The 22,164-nt window shown below is 46.0% G+C and carries 13 protein-coding genes; 6 read left to right on the plus strand and 7 right to left on the minus strand.

The window, feature by feature from the left end; genetic code table 11:
* Window positions 1-12: 12 nt before the first annotated feature.
* The 3 genes from JUB15_RS16615 to JUB15_RS16625 all read right to left on the minus strand — a co-directional run bounded on the left by JUB15_RS16615 (window position 13) and on the right by JUB15_RS16625 (window position 5,608).
* On the minus strand, window positions 13-3,102 hold the full coding sequence (locus JUB15_RS16615) for an efflux RND transporter permease subunit (protein WP_207513621.1): 3,090 nt from the start codon (window positions 3,100-3,102) through the stop codon (window positions 13-15).
* Between the two features lie 130 nt (window positions 3,103-3,232).
* Window positions 3,233-4,288 (minus strand): efflux RND transporter periplasmic adaptor subunit, encoded by a 1,056-nt coding sequence (locus JUB15_RS16620; protein ID WP_207513622.1) that lies wholly within the window; start codon window positions 4,286-4,288, stop codon window positions 3,233-3,235.
* 198 nt (window positions 4,289-4,486) lie between these two features.
* Complete coding sequence (locus JUB15_RS16625; RefSeq protein WP_207513623.1) at window positions 4,487-5,608, minus strand: 5-(carboxyamino)imidazole ribonucleotide synthase; 1,122 nt, start codon at window positions 5,606-5,608, stop codon at window positions 4,487-4,489.
* Window positions 5,609-5,895: 287 nt separating this feature from the next.
* Between JUB15_RS16625 and hppD the strand changes: the two genes are divergently transcribed.
* The 5 genes from hppD (at window position 5,896) to JUB15_RS16650 (ending at window position 13,212) form a co-directional block, all read left to right on the plus strand.
* The gene (gene hppD / locus JUB15_RS16630; protein ID WP_207513624.1) at window positions 5,896-7,023 is read left to right on the plus strand and encodes a 4-hydroxyphenylpyruvate dioxygenase; all 1,128 of its coding nucleotides are present in this window, start codon (window positions 5,896-5,898) and stop codon (window positions 7,021-7,023) included.
* A gap of 187 nt (window positions 7,024-7,210) precedes the next feature.
* Window positions 7,211-7,372: a hypothetical protein gene (locus JUB15_RS16635; RefSeq protein WP_207513625.1), complete on the plus strand. Its 162-nt coding sequence runs from the start codon at window positions 7,211-7,213 to the stop codon at window positions 7,370-7,372.
* A 178-nt stretch (window positions 7,373-7,550) separates the two neighbouring features.
* Window positions 7,551-8,735, plus strand: coding sequence for a L,D-transpeptidase family protein (locus JUB15_RS16640; RefSeq protein ID WP_207513626.1), 1,185 nt, complete (start codon window positions 7,551-7,553; stop codon window positions 8,733-8,735).
* Window positions 8,736-9,354: 619 nt separating this feature from the next.
* On the plus strand, window positions 9,355-12,048 hold the full coding sequence (locus JUB15_RS16645; RefSeq protein ID WP_207513627.1) for a 4-alpha-glucanotransferase: 2,694 nt from the start codon (window positions 9,355-9,357) through the stop codon (window positions 12,046-12,048).
* Window positions 12,049-12,183: 135 nt separating this feature from the next.
* A complete protein-coding gene (locus JUB15_RS16650; protein WP_207513628.1) occupies window positions 12,184-13,212 on the plus strand; it encodes a dipeptide epimerase in 1,029 nt (342 codons plus the stop codon).
* A 2,324-nt stretch (window positions 13,213-15,536) separates the two neighbouring features.
* Here the strand turns inward: JUB15_RS16650 and JUB15_RS16655 are convergent.
* The 4 genes from JUB15_RS16655 to JUB15_RS16670 all read right to left on the minus strand — a co-directional run bounded on the left by JUB15_RS16655 (window position 15,537) and on the right by JUB15_RS16670 (window position 20,094).
* The gene (locus JUB15_RS16655) at window positions 15,537-18,020 is read right to left on the minus strand and encodes a TonB-dependent receptor (RefSeq protein ID WP_207513629.1); all 2,484 of its coding nucleotides are present in this window, start codon (window positions 18,018-18,020) and stop codon (window positions 15,537-15,539) included.
* Window positions 18,021-18,069: 49 nt separating this feature from the next.
* Window positions 18,070-18,405: a DUF6686 family protein gene (locus JUB15_RS16660; RefSeq protein WP_207513630.1), complete on the minus strand. Its 336-nt coding sequence runs from the start codon at window positions 18,403-18,405 to the stop codon at window positions 18,070-18,072.
* A 320-nt stretch (window positions 18,406-18,725) separates the two neighbouring features.
* A complete protein-coding gene (locus JUB15_RS16665; RefSeq protein ID WP_242696379.1) occupies window positions 18,726-19,184 on the minus strand; it encodes a carboxymuconolactone decarboxylase family protein in 459 nt (152 codons plus the stop codon).
* A 70-nt stretch (window positions 19,185-19,254) separates the two neighbouring features.
* Window positions 19,255-20,094: a sigma-70 family RNA polymerase sigma factor gene (locus tag JUB15_RS16670; RefSeq protein WP_207513631.1), complete on the minus strand. Its 840-nt coding sequence runs from the start codon at window positions 20,092-20,094 to the stop codon at window positions 19,255-19,257.
* 113 nt (window positions 20,095-20,207) lie between these two features.
* On the opposite strand from JUB15_RS16670, the gene lepA reads away from it, so the two are divergent.
* Window positions 20,208-22,001 carry a translation elongation factor 4 gene (gene lepA, locus JUB15_RS16675; RefSeq protein WP_207513632.1) on the plus strand — a complete coding sequence of 598 codons (1,794 nt, stop codon included), beginning with the start codon at window positions 20,208-20,210 and terminating at the stop codon, window positions 21,999-22,001.
* Window positions 22,002-22,164 lie beyond the last annotated feature (163 nt).

A 22,164-nucleotide genomic window follows, 5' to 3' on the forward strand; every position in this document is an offset into this window, starting at 1 on the left:
GTAACCAGTATTTTAAGCCCTGTATTCCTTATCATCCATGATCTCCATTTCGCTCTTCGTTTTTTTACGCGAGAGGTACGAATAAATAGCCGGGATCACATACAGGGTTAAGATCAGTGAGAACATGATACCACCAACTATCACAATACCCAGCGGAATACGGCTGGTGGCTGCAGCACCCAACGACATGGCGATGGGCAAAGCGCCCAGGGCCATGGCCAGGCTTGTCATCAGGATCGGCCGTAAACGGGCGCTTGCAGCTTCGATCACGGCATCGCGTTTCGATAAACCTGCGAGCTGTTTCTGATTGGCAAACTCCACGATCAGGATACCGTTCTTGGTTACCAGCCCTATCAGCATGATCATCCCGATCTGGGAGAAGATGTTGAGGGTTTGTCCGAAAACCCACAGTGATAATACGGCACCGGCAATCGCCAGTGGTACAGTTACCATGATCACCAGCGGATCTATAAAGCTTTCAAACTGGGCGGCCAGCACCAGGAAGATAAGGGCCAGGGCCAGCACGAATGCAAACATGGTATTTCCGGAACTTTCAGCAAAGTCGCGGCTGTTACCGGCCAGTGAAGTGGCGAATGATTCATCGAGTTGCCGGCTGGCTATATCCTGCATAGCTTTAATGCCTTCACCCAGTGTGCGCCCCGGAGCCAAACCCGCCGAAACGGTGGCCGACTTATACCGGTTATAGTGGTACAGGGTAGGCGGGGTGGTTTGCTCACGCATGCTAACCAGGTTATCGAGCGAAATGATCTCGCCCCGGTTATTGCGCACATAAATATTCTTGAGGTCGGTAGGGTCGTCGCGCTCATTACGGGCCACCTGGCCAATTACTGTGTACTGTTTCCCTGCGCGGTAAAAATACCCCAATTGCAGGTTACTCAGCGCCAGCTGCAGGGTTTGCGAAACATCGGCCACACTTACACCCAGCTGACTGGCTTTAATACGGTCGATCTCGATGCTCACCTCCGGTTTGTTGAATTTGAGGTCAACATCCACACCCTGGAAGATGGGGTTCTTATTAGCTTCTTCCAGGAACTTGGGCAGCACCTGGGCTATTTTGTCGAAATCATTATTCTGGATAACGAATTGCACCGGTAAGCCCGACCGGCGGTTCACTGAAATGGTCTGCTCCTGGATGGCAAAAGCCTTACCATCTGAGAACCTGCCCATGTTGCGGTTGATCATATCGACGATCTCCTGCTGCGAACGTTCGCGCTCATTAGGTTCGGTAAGGGTAGCCCTTACAAAACCGGTATTGGTGGCGCCTGATCCGCTAAAACCGGGTGCAGTTACGGTGAGCACCGTTTTGGCCTCTGGCACTGAATCCATAACGAACTGCGCGAGCCGGTCGACATAAGAATCCATATAATCGAACGAAGTTCCTTCCGGTGCTGTAAGCTGTAAACGGAACTGGCTGCGGTCTTCCATTGGCGCCAGTTCAGATTTTAGTCCGCCCCCGATAAATACGATGATTCCACCGCAAATCGCCACAATCAACCAGGCGATCCAGCGAACCCGCATAAATCTTTTCAGGGAATTGAAGTAGCCGCTCTCCATCCGGCGAAAGAATGGTTCGGTTTTATGGTAGAACCAGCTGTGTTTGTGAACGTTGCGGGTCAGCTTCACGTTCAGTACCGGCGTTAAGGTTAGCGAAACCACCGCGGAGATCAATACCGCGCCGGCCACCACGATACCGAATTCACGGAACAACCGGCCTACAAAGCCCTGCAGGAAGATGATGGGTAAGAAGATAATGGCCAGCGTAATTGAGGTAGCAATTACCGCGAAATAAATTTCCTTGGAACCTTCCCTGGCTGCCTGGTATTTGTTCATCCCTTCTTCCATCTTCTTGAAGATGTTCTCAGTAACCACAATACCATCGTCTACCACGAGACCGGTTGCCAGTACAATACCCAGGAGCGACAATACATTTATCGTAAATCCGCTCAGGTACATGATAAAGAAGGCGCCGATCAATGAAACGGGGATATCGATCAACGGGCGGAAGGCGATCAGCCAGCTACGGAAGAACAAATAAATGATCAATACCACCAGGATGAGGGAGATGATCAAAGTTTCTTCCACCTCCGAGATCGACTTCTTGATAAACTTGGTTTGGTCGAGCGCAATACCCAGTTTAATATCAGCGGGCACTTCTTTCTTCAGCTGTTCCAACCGGCGGTAAAATTCATTTGAAATGGCTACGTAGTTGGAGCCAGGTTGAGGGATGAGCGCCAGCGCGATCATGGGAATACGGCTTTCTTTCAACACCGTTTCTTCATTCTCGGGGCCCAACACGGCTTCAGCCACATCCTTCAACCGGATGTCGCTGCCGTTTACGTTCTTTATGATAACGTTATTGAAATCTTCTTCTGTAAATAAGCGGCCGAAAGTACGGATAGTGAGCTCCGTTTTATTACCGGTGATCTTACCAGAGGGTAGTTCAACATTTTCTTTGTTCAATGCCGTCTGCACATCGCCCGGCGTTAAGCCATAAGCGCTTAATTTGGCAGGGTTGAACCAGATACGCATGGCGTATTTCTTTTCACCCCATATTTGAATACCACTAACACCGGGAATGGTTTGCAGCCGTTCAACCAGCACGTTGGTGCCATACTCTGTAATCTCCAACTGATTGCGGGTATTACTTTGCACCGTCATGGAGATGATGGCATCTGAGCTGGCATCGGCTTTGGCTACAACAGGGGGGCCGGGTAAGTCGTCGGGTAAAGAGCGCTGTGCCTGCGATACTTTGTCACGCACGTCATTGGCAGCAGCTTCCAGGTCGACGCTCAGGTCAAACTCAACGTTAATGCTGCTTACGCCCTGGCTGTTGGTTGAAGTGATATTTCTAACACCCGCAATACCGTTGATGGCTTTTTCAAGTGGTTCTGTAATTTGTGATTCTACAATTTCTGCATTCGCGCCGGGATATTGCGTACGTACGCTTACGTTAGGCGGATCGATGGCCGGGTAATCGCGAACGCCCAGGAAGGTAAAGCCGATGACCCCAAACAGCACGATCATGATGTTCAGCACCGTTGCCAACACTGGTCGCCGTAAACTCAGTTCTGAAATATTCATCTGAAATTTCTATTTTATTTTGGCCAGATGCCCGCCCGCATGACTGGCCGGACGGGGAATTCACCATAAAACTTTCATCGCGCACAGCATGTCAGCCCGAAAATTTTACGGCTCATCTCATGAAACCGGCTTATTGTACTTTGGTTAATTTAATTTTACTTTCAGGGCGTATTGCCAACAAAGCCGTGGTTATTACAGTATCTCCTTCCTTCACGCCATCTAATACCTGTACATACGAAGAGTCACGAATACCTGTGGTAATTACTGCGAAATCGGGCTTACCACCTTTATAAACGATCACCCGTTTGTTACGCGCCTGCGGTATTACGGCCTGCGAAGGAACAATGAGAGAATGATCATTCTTACCTAACTGCAAAGATACTTTAGCAAAAGCGCCGGGCACCAGCAGATCGTGTTTACCCTGTACTACCGACCGCACCTTTAAGGTACGGGTATTGGCCTCGATATTCGATTCAGTAGCCAGAATAGCGGCTGTGAATTTATTATCACTGCCTGCAACGGTAAAGTTCACCTTTCTGCCTTTGCGCATGGCTTCGCTGTATTTCTCTGGTACAGAAAATTCCATTTTCAACTGGCTTACCTGGCTGATCGTGGTAAGCAGGGTGGTGGGAGTGATATAAGCGCCATTACTGATATTCTTTAACCCGATGCGGCCGGCAAACGGGGCCCGCACTTCCGTTTTATTGATGTTTACCTGGGTTAGTTCTATATCCGCTTTCAGGTTGCTTACTTCCAGTTCGCTGAGGTCATATTCCTGTTGGCTAATACCTTTGATATCTAATAATCCTTTCTGGCGTTCGGCTGTTTTTTGTGCGATCTGCAATTGCACCTGCAGCTTTTTGAGCTGTGCCTGCAGGTCGCCATCGAACAACTTTACCAGCAAAGTTCCTTTTTGTACATAACTTCCTTCCGGAATGTTTAACCATACCACCCGGCCAGATATTTCAGGACGGATCTCAGTTACTTCAAAGGGGAGCAGGGTACCGGGGATCTCGAGGTTTTCACTAAGGGTTTTGGTCCTGACGATAAATGCCTCAGCCTGTACGGGACGGTCGCCGCCTCCGGGGCGGCCTGCGGCAGGAGCATTATTCTTTTTCTCACTTTTGCAGGAAATAAAAATGAAGGACAGAATAATTCCAATTACAATCCGGCTTTTACGGTTCATCTGATAGTTATAAAAGTTTAGTTGGTGTAAAACAATAAAAAACGGCAAACGTGAAAAAACATCCCTATCAATCATTTTGCGTTAACAGGAAAGCATTCTTTCACTATTGCCGTCATTACTTATGCTTCACGCCCGCAAAATTAATATTTTAACTAAGGTTCGATATTAAAAAGAGATGAACGGCAGGCAGAACGGATGTCAACTTATTACTTTTAATATATTTTTAATCCTGTTCGCTTTATACGTCAAATCCTGTTTGTCCTTACTGACGATAGTTACATGCCCCATCTTGCGGCCAGGTTTCGTTTGTTTTTTTCCATAGAGATGAACAAATACATTCTCCATTTGCAGCACCTCTTCCAACCCCTGGTATTTCGCCTCGCCTTCAAACCCATCGGCGCCCACCAGGTTAACGATGGCAGCGGGCAGAATATGACCGGTGTTGCCTAAGGGATACTGTAACATAACGCGCCACAACATATCAAATTGCGAACTGTAATTGGCTTCTATAGTATGATGACCACTGTTATGAACCCGGGGCGCGGTCTCATTTACAAATACATCACCCTGTTTGTCGACAAATAACTCAACGGCAAAGATGCCCGGGCTTTTAAGGCCTTTTACCACAGCCAGGGAAATAGCCTCCACCTTCCATAAGGTTTTTTCGGTGAGCTCGGCCGGACTAAGCTGGTAATCGAGCAGGTTCAGGCGGGGATCAACGACCATATCAACAGGCGGGTATAAAGCGGTTTCGCCCTTATCGTTCACGGCAATGATCTGGGATATTTCCCGCTGTATGGTAACCATTTTCTCGAGCACGGCCGGAGCATCGAACCCTTTGCCAAGGTCATCGGCTGTTTTCAGCAATTGAACACCCCGGCCGTCGTAACCGCCGATACCCACCTTATGTACAGCAGGCAGGAAGCCGGCATTGGCCTTTAATTCGGCCAGGTTCTGTGTAATAACAAAAGACGAAGTAGGGATCTGGGCCTCTTTATAGAACTCTTTTTGCAGGATCTTGTTTTTTATGGTGCGAAGGGCGGCAGCGCGGGGGTACACCCGTACGCCTTCCTGTTCCAGTTTTTCGAGGGCGTCGTCATTCACAGATTCAATTTCAATGGTAATGGCATCCAGTCCTTTCCCGAAATTGTACACATCATCAAAATTGCGAATATCACCTTTAACAAAATGATGGCATAAATGGGCTGCCGGACAAAATTCGTCGTTTTCCAGCACGAATGTTTCAACGGGATAGTTGGCTGCGGCCTGTAACAGCATTCGGCCTAATTGTCCGCCGCCTAGAATACCAATTTTTTGCATGGTTAGTATTTAGTTAAGCGGCAAAGATAAGGAAGTCAGGGGGGAGGGGAAATCAGCAATTTTTCTATCTTTGCTTCCTAAGTACTGAGCCATATTATATTATGCAACCCGATTACCCGCATAAGATTTTTAATGATAAACGCATGGGCTATTGCCTGCTGATGGAAGCATTGGCTATGGACAGTCATTTACAGGATTTACCCCGCTTTTAACGCTATTCTTTGCTGCAATTATGGGTTAATTGTACGCCTGGCTTTATTCTTTAATACCATTTAAACTAAAATACCATGTCAAACACATTGACGGCGGCTGCACCGACCACGCAAACCGATTTTTTACCGCTTGAAGGAACCGATTATGTAGAGTTTTACGTAGGCAATGCCAAACAGGCTGCCCATTTCTATAAAACCGCTTTTGGTTTTCAATCCCTGGCCTATGCCGGTCCGGAAACCGGCGTGAAAGACCGCGCCAGTTATGCCATCAGGCAAAACAAACTCACCTTTGTGTTGACCACCCCCCTGCGTGCAGGCAACCCTATAGCCGACCATATTTACAAACATGGCGATGGCGTAAAAGTGCTGGCGCTGCGCGTTCAGGATGCTACCAAAGCCTGGCAGGAAACCACCAGCCGGGGCGGCAAAAGCTATATGGAACCTACGCGCCTCACCGATGAATCTGGCGAAGTGGTATTAAGCGGTATTCATACCTACGGCGATACCGTGCATGTATTTGTGGAAAGGAAAAACTATACGGGCGCCTTCATGCCCGGTTTCAAGGAATGGAAAACAGTATACAACCCAACGGATACCGGCCTGCAGTATGTTGACCATTGCGTTGGCAATGTTGGCTGGAACCAGATGAACAAATGGGTTGGTTTTTATGAAGAAGTACTGGGTTTCCGCAATATTTTGAGTTTTGACGATAATGATATTTCAACCGAATATTCGGCATTGATGAGTAAAGTGATGAGCAATGGCAATGGGTTTGTTAAATTCCCCATTAATGAGCCGGCAGAAGGCCGCAAAAAATCGCAGGTAGAAGAATACCTGGAATTTTATGACGGGGAAGGCTGCCAGCACGTAGCCCTGGCAACGAATAATATTGTTGAAACCGTGACTACCTTACGCGACCGCGGTGTAGAGTTCCTCAAAGTGCCCACTACCTACTATGACGATCTGCTCGACCGGGTAGGGCATATCGATGAAGACCTGGAACCATTGAAAGAACTGGGCATTTTGGTCGATCGCGACGATGAGGGATACCTGTTGCAGATCTTTACCCGCCCCGTTGAAGACCGCCCCACGTTATTTTTTGAGATCATTCAACGTAAAGGCGCCAAAAGTTTCGGAAAAGGGAACTTTAAAGCCCTGTTCGAAGCCATTGAGCGGGAACAGGAACTGAGAGGAAACTTGTAATTAATATTGAGAAGAACTGCCAATCGGAAAGTCCGGATGAGATGAAGCAAACATCTTTGTTCCGGGCTTTCTCATTTTGAAATGCTGTTACCGGTTACCAGATACCAGCTGCGGGGGCTCAAATCAATGACAGCCTCACCGGTGCCGGGTATGCCGGCTTTAAGGTCCTGATAACTGAAGGCCCGGTGTGGCAAGCTTTGAAACCTGTAATACGATTCATCAGAAAGTCCTGTCTTTCCCTGGTAACCGGAAACCGGTAACTGGTAACCTTAATTCGCATGAACCTTATTCATTATTTCTTGTTGAATTGGCTGAATATGAAATGGTGACCGGTGCTGAACTGGAATAAATAAACAGGCTGACATCATTTATGGCTTCACAAGTGAAGTACAAAGACTTGTGTATTTTCCACAATGTGAATAAGCTAAAATGCTTTTTGGTGCTTTGTTTGTATTAATTTTAACACCGATTCACAGAATGCAGTAAATAATCATAACCTATTTTCGTTTTAATTCCAGTTACCTTACATGAGATACTCGTATATACTTTTACTGGCGGCCTTAGGCCTTGTAAGAACTGCATCAGCGCAAACCGTTGCTGCCAGTATTAATTTTATCGAATACCAGCGATCCTTTCCCCGCATGAACGATGCGCTCAGGCATAAGCAGGACACCCTGATGAAGCAATTCGAGGAAAAAAGATTAACCTGGCCTGCCAAATACATTTACTTACGGTCTTTCAAATACGACAGCCAGCTGGAAGTTTGGGTAAAACAGGACCTGAACGAGAACTTCAAATTGTTTAAGACCTACCGGGTATGCGCCATGGCCGGATCGTTGGGCCCTAAACGCATGCAGGGCGATTACCAGGTTCCTGAAGGCTTTTACTATATCAATGAATTCAATCCCAAAAGCCAGTACCATTTGTCGCTGGGTTTGAATTATCCCAATGCATCAGACAAGATCCTCAGCGATTCCCTGATGCCCGGCGGCGATATTTACATCCACGGCAGCTGCGTTACCACAGGCTGTATTCCGGTGAACAATGAACAGATTGAAGAATTATACATTCTGGCGGCCCATGCCCGCAGTGAAGGCCAGGATTTCATTCCAGTGCATATATTCCCCATTCGCTTCGACAATCCGCGCAGCAGCGAATATCTGAGAAAATATATTAAGGATTTCCCCGAGTATAAAATGATGGCCGACGAATTGAAACATGCATATACCTACTTCGAAAAAACGCGCAAATTGCCCGTGATCATGGTATCGAAGAAAGGTGATTATGTGGTAGACGGCATCATTCCCAAGGAAAAAGAAGTGGTGGTGGTCAAAAAGGAACGCCGCCCGCTTAAGACCTATAACCAGGCAGAAATTGCTACGGTGGTGGAACGTTTACCGGTATTTCCCGGCGGCAATGAAAAGTTCCAGGCGTTTATCGATAACCTGGGAAAAGAAATGGCGGCTTACCTGGGGGAGAACCAGGCAAAGACCTTTGCCATGGTTGAGTTTGTGATCGATAAGCAAGGGAAAGTGATCTATGCCAATGTCATCAAAGGTGGTAACGACGACCTGAACGATAAACTTATTGAAGCGTTTGAGAACATGCCGCAATGGACACCTGCCGTAAAACATGAACAGACGGTTTCGGTGAAATTGAAACAGACCATCTTTATTGAAAAGCCCGAGACGCAGGTTATTTCAAGGCAATAATACCGTGAAACGGCAGACGGCATACGGCAAAAGGTTTCCTCAACATTTGCCACCTGCTATAGCCAAACGACTCATAAATTAAAAGCAATGTATTAAATAAGAAATGCCCCTGGTTAATCCAGGGGCATTTCTTATTATAATGTCGATATAAGTTAAGTCTAATGAATAGTTTACGGCTGTTTTACGTTTGCCGTCTGCCGTTTCACGATTAAATGATGTCCATAGCCTTTACAAAAAAAGTACATACAAAAGGCAGGATCAGGGTCAGATATTCCCAATGTGTAGCAATAGCAAAAAGAAACGCAGCTGTAGATGCTAAAAACAGGATCCAGTACATAAATTTAGAGGTGCCATTAGCCATATCGTAAAAATTTTGGGCAAAAATAGGGCGAAACTTCGGAACCTAAAAGAATGGGTATGTATTTTTTACTATCTTTCAAACCTCAATTCCCTTCTGGTTTTGGCCTGCTGTGAATGTCCATGGAATATCCCGAGCCTTTAAGGCACATTTAGCATTAATTAACGTGCTTGCAATAATTTCGTTCTGAACATGAATGCTTTATCTGGCTTTTCCTTTGCATAAGCCGGGAAAGTGCACTATAAAAACACTATTACTGTTATGACGATCCATTTTTACATAAGGTTTTACACCCGGCCGGGCGAGGCCCTTTTTGTTACCGGGAATACCGATGAGCTGGGAAATAACAATATTGAGCAGGCAGTTCCTTTAACCTGGCTGAACAATGACCTATGGACGGGCACAGTCACTATTAATAACCCTCAGACAGATACGATCGAATACGCCTACATTTACCAGGGTTTGGATGGACAACGGGTGCAGGAGTGGGACGATAAGAAATCGATCGACATTACCAAAAATCCCATGCAGGAGACCAGGGTGTTGGATACCTGGAACCATCCCGGTGAATACGAAAACGCCTTTTATACCGCTCCATTCCAGGAGATCCTGCTGAAAGAAAATGAAACCCGTACGAAAGCAAAAGCGGTTAAACATGCCACCCATTACTTTAAGGTAAAAGCACCCCTGCTTCAAAAAAACGAAGTGGTGTGTTTACTGGGCAGCACCAAAGCGATGGCCGACTGGAATGAAGCGGAACCGGTATTACTGCACCGGGAAAACAACTGGTGGACGGTAAAACTGCAACTGCCTAAGGAGTCATTTCCCATTCAATACAAATACGGCGTCTATAATATTAAAAGCAAAACCTTTGTTCGTTATGAAGACGGGGAGAACCGGTGGTTGCACGGCGACGCACTGGTGAATACGCTCACCATCTTACACGACGGGTTCGTTCATTTGCCCAATACAACCTGGAAAGGCGCCGGCGTGGTAATTCCGGTGTTCAGCCTGCGCAGTAAGAACTCATTCGGCGCCGGCGAGTTCACCGACCTCAAACTGCTGGTTGACTGGGCGGTGAAGACCGGCATGAAAATGATCCAGATACTGCCGGTGAACGATACCATTGCGACGCACACCTGGGCAGACTCATACCCGTATGCGGCGATCTCGGCATTTGCTTTACATCCACTGTACCTCAACATTAATAAAGTAGCCGGAAAGAAATACGCCAACCTCCTGAAGCCGCTGAAGAAGAAGCAAGCGCAGCTGAATGAACTGCCCGATGTGGATTATGAAGCTGTAATGCATGTAAAGCTGGCAGCTATTAAAGAGTTATACATGGTGCAAAAGGAGGAACTGGCAAACGATCCCGATTACCAGGAGTTTTTTGAGAACAATCAACACTGGCTGGTTCCGTATGCAGTTTTCTGCAGCCTGCGCGACCGCTATGGAACGGCAGATTTCAATCAATGGAAAACGAATACTACATATAATAGTGAAGCCATTCAAAAACTGGCTTCGCCCAAAAGCAAACAATACGATCAGATTGCCATACACTATTTCACCCAATATCATTTGCATATCCAGTTACGGGAGGCAACCGACTATGCGCATAAAAATGGCATAATCTTAAAAGGTGATATTCCCATTGGCGTGTATCGGTATGGCAGCGATGCCTGGGTAGAACCGGAATTGTATCATATGGAAATGCAGGCCGGGGCGCCACCGGATGATTTTGCCGTACGAGGACAGAACTGGGGCTTTCCGACATACAACTGGGACCGGATGGCGGCTGACGGTTATGAATGGTGGCACCAGCGGTTCATTCAAATGAGCAATTACTTCGATGCATTCCGCATAGACCATATTCTGGGTTTCTTTCGCATCTGGAGCATTCCATCGCATGCAGTAGAAGGCATTATGGGCCGTTTTGTTCACGCATTGCCGGTGTACGTCGAAGAATTTGAACAGCGTGGCATCTGGTTTAATGCAGTCAGGTATTGCCAGCCGTACATTAATGACAGCGTATTGTGGGAATTATTCGGTCCGAACAATGAAAAGTTCAAGCCCTTCCTCGATGCAACCGGCAACCAGTATACGTTAAAGCCGGAATTTGCAACCCAGCGACAGGTGGAAGCTTATTTTGATGCCCTGGAACGCAGTGAAGAAAATCAGCACTTACGGCAGGGTTTGTATGATCTTATTTCGAACGTTATATTATTTGAGGAACCAGGCTCCGGAGGCAGGCAATACCATTTCAGGATTGGTGTTGAAAGCACCACTTCCTTCAGGCACCTGGAATGGCACGAACAGGAAAAACTGAAAGATCTGTATATAAATTATTTTTATCACCGCCAGGAACATTTCTGGATGCAGGAAGCTATGCGTAAATTGCCGGCGCTTAAGCGTTCAACCAATATGCTTATTTGTGGAGAAGACCTGGGCATGGTGCCGCATTGCGTACCGGAGGTGATGAAACAATTAGGTGTGTTGAGCCTGGAAATACAACGGATGCCAAAAAACATCCATACTGAGTTCTTTCATCCGGCACAGGCGCCCTATTTATCGGTGGTAACACCCTCCACGCACGATATGAGCACCGTGCGCGGCTGGTGGGAAGAGGACCGCACAAAAACACAGCGGTTCTATAACCATGTGCTGGGGCAATGGGGCGATGCGCCACCGACCTGTGAAGCCTGGATCAATAAAGCCATTGTGATACAGCATTTGGATTCGCCTGCTATGTGGGCCACTTTTCAACTGCAGGATCTGCTGGGCATGAATGAAACGTTACGACGGGCCAACCCGCACGAGGAACGCATAAATGTGCCGGCCATACCCAAACATTACTGGCGTTACCGGATGCATATTACGCTGGAACAGTTGCTGAAGGAGAAAGAGTTTAATACAGAGCTGGAAGAGTACATCCGGGATGCAGGGAGAAGTAATTAGCTAATGTGATAATTCGATAATTGGATAATGTGATAATGGAACAGCCAGGCATTCCATTATCACATCATCACATCATCACATCATCAAATTATCACATTGGTTTTTGTCACCATTCAACATAGACCACCAACCTTAATGAAAGTCGCATACAAGACCTTTAATTTCCCGTTCAGGTACCCTTTTACCATTTCAAAAGGAACCAAGACCCACCAGCCCTCATTGATCGTTCAACTTGAACATCGTGGGGTAGTAGGATATGGTGAAGCGCCAGCCATCACCTATTACAATATTCCGGTTGAAAAGATGGTGGCCGACCTGCAACAAAAAAAAATGTTCGTTGAGAAGTTCGCCTTCACCGATCCCGAACGCTACTGGCATTACCTGCATCATTTATACCCACAGAACAATTTCCTCGTTTGCGCGCTCGATATTGCAGCCTGGGACCTGTATGGTAAGATCAGGCAGCTACCGCTTTACAAGCTCTGGGGACTTGATATGCAAAAGGCGCCCGCCACTGACTACACGATCGGGATAGATACCATTGAGAAAATGGTTGAGAAGATGAAGGAAAAACCCTGGCCCATTTACAAGATCAAACTGGGCACCGACCAGGATATTGAAATAATGACCGCCTTACGTAAACATACGAACGCCATCCTGCGCGTTGACGCCAATGCCGCCTGGACCGTTGATGAAGCGCTGGAAAAATTACCGGTGTTGAAAGACCTGGGTGTTGAATTTGTAGAACAACCCCTGGCCAAAGACGACTGGGAAGGCATGAAACAACTTTACAAGCGGTCACCTTTACCACTCATTGCCGATGAAAGCTGCGTAACTGAAGCGGATGTACAAAAATGCCATGGTCATTTCCATGGAATCAATATCAAGCTCACCAAATGCAGCGGTATTACACCTGCCCGCCGCATGATAACCCAGGCCCGTTCCCTCGATATGAAGGTGATGGTTGGCAGTATGAATGAAAGTACTGTTGGCACTGCGGCTATTGCCCACCTGAATCCCTTACTCGATTATGTTGATATGGATGGCCCATTGTTACTGGCCGAAGACATTGCTACCGGTTTACAATTCGATTTTGGAAAAGTGACCTGCAGCGATGCGCCAGGCTTGGGAGTAGCTATAACAGATACCTCTATACTTCATTAAATACGCTGAATACCCATCTATAGGCTGCTATTAAGTGCAAGGGATCAGAAAAGACATTGCCAGGTCCTTTACGAAAATAAAACCTCCCGCCTTACTGGGCGGGAGGCAATCTCTTTGGATGGTTTCCAAAAGGATCATTGATTCTGGTCTTTCATAAAATTGGATAACGAAACGATCGGCTATTACCGGGTACGGAATACGGATTATGGATTGCGTGCATCAAAGGGTACAAATGAGGCCCCACGGCCAGTTCAGGTTTTCTTCGGATTATCGGATTCAGGTTCGTTTCATAAGGGCCGGCTTGGTTTCAAAGGATACGATCAGTTTTCTTTTGGTCCGGATCAGGGTTTTCGGTTCAGGATTTGGATAACGGTGCATGCAAGGGTCAGATTCACTGGATGTTAGCGCTTCAAATCAGTTCAAGGGTAGGGATCGGTTCGGATTATTTAGGGTCATGTTTCTTATAGGGTTCAGGATTAGGTTTCGGTTTCATTTGCATTGGATTGTTATAACGATGTAAAAATACACTCCCGAACCACCCCTTTGCAAATTTTGGCCACAATGCTTCTGCATATTGATGATTAGTAGCCGAATCGGGTAAAAACAAATATGTAGTCCTAAAGGTTATGTAACAGTAACAGCCTTTTGCTGTTGGAATATGCATATGGGAATACCTGAGGGAAAACTAAACGGAACATATTACAGCACCTGCCGAAGCACATTTATCGGGAACAGAATGGCAAACGCAAGCAACAAGAAAGGAGAGAACCGTATTTTAGAAGTTCTTGACATAACTGTCGGCTGATGCTCAGATGCATTTTCGGTGATGTAAGGATATAAACGATCACGCCCTGCGCAAAAACAGGGCGTGTTGACAGAAGCATAATGATTATTTCAGCCTGTACTCACACTCATATACAGCTTATTTATGCTTCCCCGTGCGTGCCGACTTATTGATTTATCCTATATAACAATAACCGATTGTTGTTTTAGTTTCACGGTTAACTCCTTAACAAAAAGCTAAGGCATTGAACATGTTGTTCAAACGCATCTAATCAAAATCAATTTTTTGTAAACGTTGTATTCCTACAATCAGAAGCTTTACCGTAATTGCTGGCTGGAGAGGTTGATGACCAGTCTATCACCTACCATGAACCGAAGATAAGAATTACATTACGAATATAACAAAAAAATAATTTTAAAAAAAATCCCGACTTTAAGTCGGGACAATCTCTTTGGATGGTTTCCAAGAGGATCATTGAATCTGGTCTTTCATAAAATTGGATCTCGCTGCGATCAGCTGTTACCGGGTACGGAATACGGATTATGGATTGCGTGCATCAAAGGGTACAAATGGGCCCCATGGCCAGTTGACGGTCCTGCCTGCCTCTCAGCAGGTTTTCTACGGATGATTGGATGACATTCGTTTGATAAGATCAGGTTACGTTTCATCGGGTTTGGTCAATCATTTTCAAAGGTCAGGTTTTCTTTGGGCTTCATTGGATACGGCTACTTGATAAGGATCTGGTTCAGGGTTTAGGGATAACTACAAATCAGGCCTTAAAGGGTACGGTTTAATTCGAATAATTTAAAGGTTACCAGTGTCGGTCAGGGTCGTTTTCAAGGGCCAGGTTCAGGGTTCAGGGATAGCTACAAATCAGGCCTCAAAGGGTACGGTTTAATTCGAATAATTTAAAGGTTACCAGTGTCGGTCAGGGTCGTTTTCAAGGGTCAGGTTCAGGGTTTAGGGATAGCTGCAAATCAGCCTTCAAAGGGTACGGTTTAATTCGAATAATTTAAAGGTTACCAGTGTCGGTCAGGGTCATTTTCAAGGGCCAGGTTCAGGATTTAGGGATTGCTACAAATCAGCCCTCAAAGGGTACGGATCGTTCGGGTTATATTCAGGGTGCTATTGCTACATTTCAGGTCCGGATCTCAGTTTCAAAGGATATCAGCTGCTGGTTTTTTCTTCGGATCATTGGATATCGCTACTCGATCAGGCCTGCCGGCAGGTTCAGGGTACGGTTGGGTTCGGATTATTAAGGGTCATGTTTCTTCTAGGGTTCAGGATTAGGTTTCGGTTTCATTTGCATTGGATTGTTATAACGATGTAAAAATACAGTCCCAAACCACCCCTTTGCAAATTTTGACCACGCTGCTTCAACAGTTTGATGATTAAACCCAAAATCAAATAAAGACATATACTTAGCCTTAGTGGTTAGGAGAGTGCGCGCATAAGTGAAATAGGGAGTAAAAAAGCGTGGCACGGTTTCCGTTCAAACGACGTTTAACCGTGCCACGTTAATTATATGTTAGCCTTACTTCTAGAATTTGAACGCTACACTGGCGCCAAAATTCCTGAGCTTTTGCGGGTTGATGGTCGTATAGCCCACCCAGTATTTCCTATTGGCAAGATTATCCATTTTTACAGCGATCCTGAACTTCGGCTGATCATAGAATACAGATGCATTCAGTACTGTATATTCCGGTAAAATGAAGGTGCCGAGATCCCTGCTATTGATAACTTTATTCTCACTGGCATAGTTACCGCCAAAACCAGCGCCTAAACCTTTCAATTGAGGACATTGCAGGCGATAGCTGATCCACCAGTTGGCTACCCAGGGCGAACCGGCTGTTCCGGGGCGCATTCCTTCCACATTTTTATCGTCGGCTTTTTCAAACTTTGAATCGTTGTACGACATACCCGCTACCAGGCTCAAACCTGCTATTGGACTTGCCACCAATTCCGCATCAAATCCCTTGCTAATTTGTGTACCATCCTGGATAGATACATTGGCATTATTGGGATCGGGGCGGATCACGTCGGTCACTTTGATCTGATAAACACTAACCGATGCGCTTACTTTACCATCCAGTACATCCAGTTTTATCCCGCCTTCCAACTGATTCGCCTGCTCGGGCTTGAAATCATTTGTTTTTATATCAGGATCTCTGTTAGGATCCCTGGCACCGTATTTATTAGTAAACGAATTCTGATAATTGGCAAAGAGCGATACCTGGTCTTTCACTGGCTGGTATACGATACCAAATTTCGGCGACAGAAATGTTTGACTAAATGGTATACGGTTAACAGCTGTTCCGGTAATATTATCAGCCGGCCCACGGTTATTGAAATGATCTAACCGCAACGCCGCCAGCACCATCAAATTATCTGTAATGTTAAACATGTCGCTAACATAGGCGCTATACGAATTGGCAATAAAATTCATTGGATATGTGAATGCATCGCCTTTCTCCTGGTACAGCTTATCCATATTTGTCCGGTTGAAGCTGCGGTATAAACTTTGATATTCCACTTCATCCAGATTTTCGTGGTTCAGGGCAGAAATGGTATCATACGTATTGCCGCCAAAGAACTGATCAGTAAAGTGGTGGGTAAAATCAAGTCCGCCAACAAAGCGGTTCCTGAAACGGCCTATAGAAAAGTCACCAATGAAATTCTGCTGCAGTTCAATCAGCTGGTCTTTACTGTTATCGGTATACTGGTCGTTACGGGAAATATAACCGTTGCCTGCTTCTCCCGTACCTGTAACAGCGCCGGTCGACAACAGGTAAAAATAGGGAGATGGGCCATCTGAATAACCGTTGGTGACAGATAAGGATGTTTGTGATTTCCAATTGTCTGAAATGGCATAGTTCATCTGACCAAAGAAGTTCATGTTCCTGGAAGTCTGATACAGGTCTTCGCTTGCATAAGAACGTTTATAATCGATATTCAGTTGATCGGCCCTGTTGACCCCCAATGCAGAAACGGTTTGTTTATAAGGGAAAAAGAATACGTTCAAACCGGTGTTTTGTCCGCTATAAAACTCAGCCTCCAGTAAAAAATTCAATTTGTCATTCACTTTATAGGATAGGCTGGGGGCCAGTACAAATCCTCTGTTAAAACCGTTGTCCATAAAGCTGCCTTCAGTTCTGTAGGCCGCATTTACACGTAATAATACATTTTTAGCGGAATCGAGCGGGGTATTTATATCTACGCTCAGCCGGTTATACTGAAAACTGCCGGTAGAATAATTTACTTCGCCACCGAAATGATCATACGGCTTTTTAGTAACCCGGTTCATGATACCGCCATAAGAAGTAACTACATTCCCGAATAAAGTGGCTGATGGTCCCTTGATGACTTCCAGTTTTTCGAGGTTGGCAGCATCGGTGAGCCCGGAAACATTGCCGGCGATGCCATTCCGTACGGTGCTTTGTACAATAAAACCACGCATATTGTAAAAGCCGCCGCCATCACCGCTGCGGCCGGTAGCATCCCACATTTTCTGTACGCCAGGGGCGTTTCGTAAGGCATCGTCCACTGAAAACACGAGCTGCTCATTAAGCAGGTTTTTCGAAATGCTGGTATACACCTGTGGATTCTCGATGTTCTTTAACGGCATCTTTGACACATAATCGCTGCTGGTGGCACCAAAGCGGTTACGACCACCGGTTACTACAACTTCACGTAATTCTTTAGAAGATATTTTCAATTGAATAGCAACTGCGGTTACTGCATTGCCATCTACCTGTATTGCATGCACGATGGTCTCATAACCTACCTGTGTGATCTCGAGCTCATAATTTCCTGCTTTTACATGATGCAGGGAGAAATTACCGTTCTCTTCTGTAACAGCTGCTTTTTTCGTGCCCTTAAGCACCACTGTAACAGCCGGAGCCGGTTTGCCATCGGCCGTTGTAATACGTCCTTTAATAGTGCCAAACCCATCTTCGGGATCATTGGCCAACGCCGGGTTAACGGCAAATAATAATAAAGCCAGAACAAAAGATAACCTATTCATTGGGATCTTAATTTTTCAAAATTGAATCGTGAAACCGCTTTGTAATGCACTATTCTCCGCTCAAAAGACTCATTAACTGCTGTGACTGTAATTCTGATTCGGCCAGGTCGAGCATGTGATGCAGCTGTTGCAATTCGCGGGTACTCAGCAGCATTCGAACGCCGTCACACGGAACAGGGATCGCCAGTGTTTTTCTATTAATGCCTGTTACATCTATGGGCGTTTCAAGGAAAATCCGCTTTATGAACCGGAAAAAATCGTAGAAATCGGCACGGCTCCAGGTGAGCAGCAAATTGCCAAAAGCCACCTGAATAGAATCGCATCCCCGGCAAAGGATCACATAGCCACTTTCGTCGTCGTGAAACAAGGTCTGGTAAGAACACATAAGGTATTAATGATTTTAATTAACATTCTAATACTTAGGTATCGGTTTCGGGAAAGCAAAACTAGCCCCACTGTGTGCGCGGCAGTTTCAAATAAGGGAAATCCATTTACGCGATCAGAAAAAGTTCTATGTTTTAACTGTATAGTTCTTAGATGTTTTATTTCGGGGGCAGGCTGCGCAAAGCCGGATCTCTACTGACAGTCAACGAGTGAAGTATTATTATAAAAAAAATAAAGGTTTAAAGCGGGGAATCACTTTAAACCTTTATTAAATATAACTATTATCGATAAGCTATAAACCGTAAACTATTAGCAATACACTTACACAGTAGCAGCAGGCACTTTATACTGTCCGGGTTTTGGTCCGAATGAACGAACCAGCCGGTTCCAGGAATTGATCTGAATGACAGCCAAAGTAAGGTTGGCGATCTCCTCCTTACTGAAGTGCTTCTCCAGATCTTCATGTATGGCATCACTGTTTACTTCTGCGGGCATATGCGTGAGTAATTCTGCAAAAGCCAGCGCTGCCTGTTCCTGGGGTGAATAGTAATCTGTTTCACGCCAGGCAGAGATCGAGATCAGGCGAAGTGGTGATTCGCCGGCATGAATGGCTTTTTTATAGTGCATGTCGAGGCAATACGCACAACTGTTGATCTGGGATACCCGCAGGTAGATCAACTCAATCAGTTTATGATCCAGTCCGCAACTCTCTACATAATTTTGTCCCTGCTTTAATGCATTGTAAACGCCGGAAGCCTCCTTAAAGGTGATTCTTTCCATGATAGATAAAATTTTGTGGCGTAATGACAAAGAAGGGGACTTCCGCGTGACAGTATCTAGGTTTTTCTTTTTACTTCTTTGTTCCTGCAAGCGTCGCCAGTTTATCCGGATTTCTCATAAAATAAACCCGGCGGATCAATCCATTCCGGAACTCAAAGATCTGGCAGTTCACCAGCTCTTCATTTTCATAGTAGAAGATAGCAGGGTGGTGGTTCACTTCTCCATATTCAAAATGCCTGTCATGGTAAAATTTGTTGAAAATACCGGCTAAGAACAATGAGGCATTTTCCACCCCGATCAGCGGGTTCAGGGCTGCTGCTGCCTTGCCACCACCATCAGAAACCAGTACGATATCCTTGCTCAGTAGTTGTTCCAGCTTCTTAATATCACCACTGCGGATAACATCCAGGTACTTATCGAGGTATTCGGTGGGCGTTTTAACGTTTTCGTTAACAGTCACGTTTTGAAGCTCTTTTCGGGCGCGACTGAGTATTTTTCTTGAATTTTCTATGCTGATGTCCAAGACTTCCGCGATCTCTTCATGTTCATAAGAGAATGCTTCTTTCAGAATAAAAACTGCCCGTTGTTTGGCATCCAGCTTTTCAAGCAATACCATGAGGGAATAGGAGAGAATGTCTTTTTGATTCAATTCAGCATCAGCCGTTTCAGTGGCTACGGGTTCGGGCAACCAGTTACCGGGATAACCGGCTTGCATCTTCTGCAACCTGTTGCGGGCATTGATGGCGCGGTTGATCACCGACCGCGTAAGGTAGGCCTTTTCATTTTGAATGTCGGAACCGGTGCGGTTGATCATTTCCAGCATAACGTCCTGCACTACGTCTTTGGCCTCCTCGTAAGACCCGAGGATGTTATAGGCGTAGGAAGTAAGCATCGGTCGAAGGGAATCCATGGTGCAAAGGTAGGGAAGAGGATTTTTCCAACCCCTAAAAACACATTCACTTTCTCTCTGTAATGCCGCCAAAATCAGTTACTTTTGCCGGTATTTAAAGGACAATCGACTTAATGAAGAATATCCGCAATTTTTGCATCATAGCGCATATCGACCATGGTAAAAGTACCCTGGCAGACAGACTGTTACAATCCACCAATACCATCAGTGAACGGGAAATGATGGACCAGGTCCTGGACGATATGGACCTGGAGCGGGAAAAAGGTATTACCATCAAGAGCCACGCCATTCAAATCAATTATAAACATACTGACGGACAGGAATATATACTGAACCTGATCGACACCCCGGGCCACGTGGATTTCAGCTACGAAGTGAGCCGTGCACTGGCTGCCTGTGAGGGCGCCCTGTTGCTGGTAGACGCTACCCAGGGTATTCAGGCCCAAACTATCAGTAACCTGTACCTCGCCATTGATAATGACCTGGAGATCATCCCGGTTATCAATAAAATTGATATGGACGGCGCCATGATCGAAGAAGTTAAGGACCAGATCATTGAGCTCATTGGCTGTAAACCGGAGGATATCCTGCTGGCCAGTGGCCGTACGGGTATTGGCGTAGACGGCATTCTGCAAGCGATCGTGGAACGCATTCCGGCTCCCAAAGGAAACCCCGAAGAGCCGCTGCAAGCCCTGATCTTCGATAGCGTGTTTAACAGCTTCCGCGGTATCATCGTATACTTCCGCGTACTCAACGGCACCATCCGCAAGGGCGATATCGTAAAATTTGTGTCTACCGACATGGATTATGAAGCCGCTGAAGTAGGTATCCTCAAACTGAAGATGACGGAAAAGAAGGAAGTAAGTGCAGGCGATGTAGGTTATCTTATTACCGGTATCAAGAACGCAAAAGAAGTAAAAGTGGGTGATACCATCACCCTCAGGAATAATCCAACGCAGGAAATGATCAAAGGTTTCCAGGAAGTGAAACCGATGGTATTTGCAGGCATCTTTCCTGTAAATACTGATGAGTTTGAAGAACTGCGTGACTGTATGGACAAACTCCAGCTGAATGACGCTTCACTTACGTATGAACTGGAAACCTCACAGGCCCTTGGCTTTGGTTTCCGATGCGGCTTCCTGGGTATGCTGCACATGGAGATCATCCAGGAAAGGCTTGAGCGGGAGTTTAACCAAACAGTGATCACCACCGTTCCCAACGTAAGTTTTATCGCCTATACCACCAAGGGCGAAAAGATCATCGTGAACAACCCTACAGAATTCCCTGATCCTGTAAAGACAGACAGGATAGAAGAACCATATATTAAAGCCCAGATCATTACAAAGCCTGAATATATTGGTAATATCATGACGCTTTGCCTCGGCAAACGCGGCATCCTGTTGAACCAAAGCTACCTGACCACAACGCGCGTGGAACTGCAGTTTGAGATGCCGCTGACAGAGATCGTGTTCGACTTCTACGATAAACTAAAAAGCCAGACCCGTGGCTATGCGTCCTTCGACTACCATCCTATCGGCTATCGCGAAAGCGATATCGTTAAGATGGATATCCTGCTGAATGGCGATAAAGTGGATGCCCTCAGCGCGCTTATTCACCGGAGTAGATCCCAGGATTTTGGCCGCAAGCTTTGCGAAAAACTGAAGGAGCTGCTGCCCCGCCAACAATTCCAGATAGCCATACAGGCTGCCGTTGGCGCCAAAGTACTGGCCCGCGAAAATATCAGCGCCATGCGTAAAGACGTTACTGCCAAATGTTATGGTGGTGACATCAGCCGTAAACGTAAACTGTTGGAGAAACAAAAAGAGGGTAAAAAACGTATGCGCCAGATAGGTAATGTGGAAGTTCCGCAGGAAGCATTCCTGGCCGTTTTGAAACTTGATGATTAAGCATTATCAAGCGATCCTGCGTATACAAAACGAAGCCTCGATATGCATGGGGGATTCCAATAATTGAATAATTATTGGAACTATGTTAACCAAAAATATTAGTAAAGATCAACGGACATTGATCTTTCAGCAACCCCTGCATCAACAGTTTCTCCTTCATTAT

It is taken from the genome of Longitalea luteola (assembly GCF_017356035.1).
GTDB classification, from domain to species: domain Bacteria; phylum Bacteroidota; class Bacteroidia; order Chitinophagales; family Chitinophagaceae; genus Niastella; species Niastella luteola.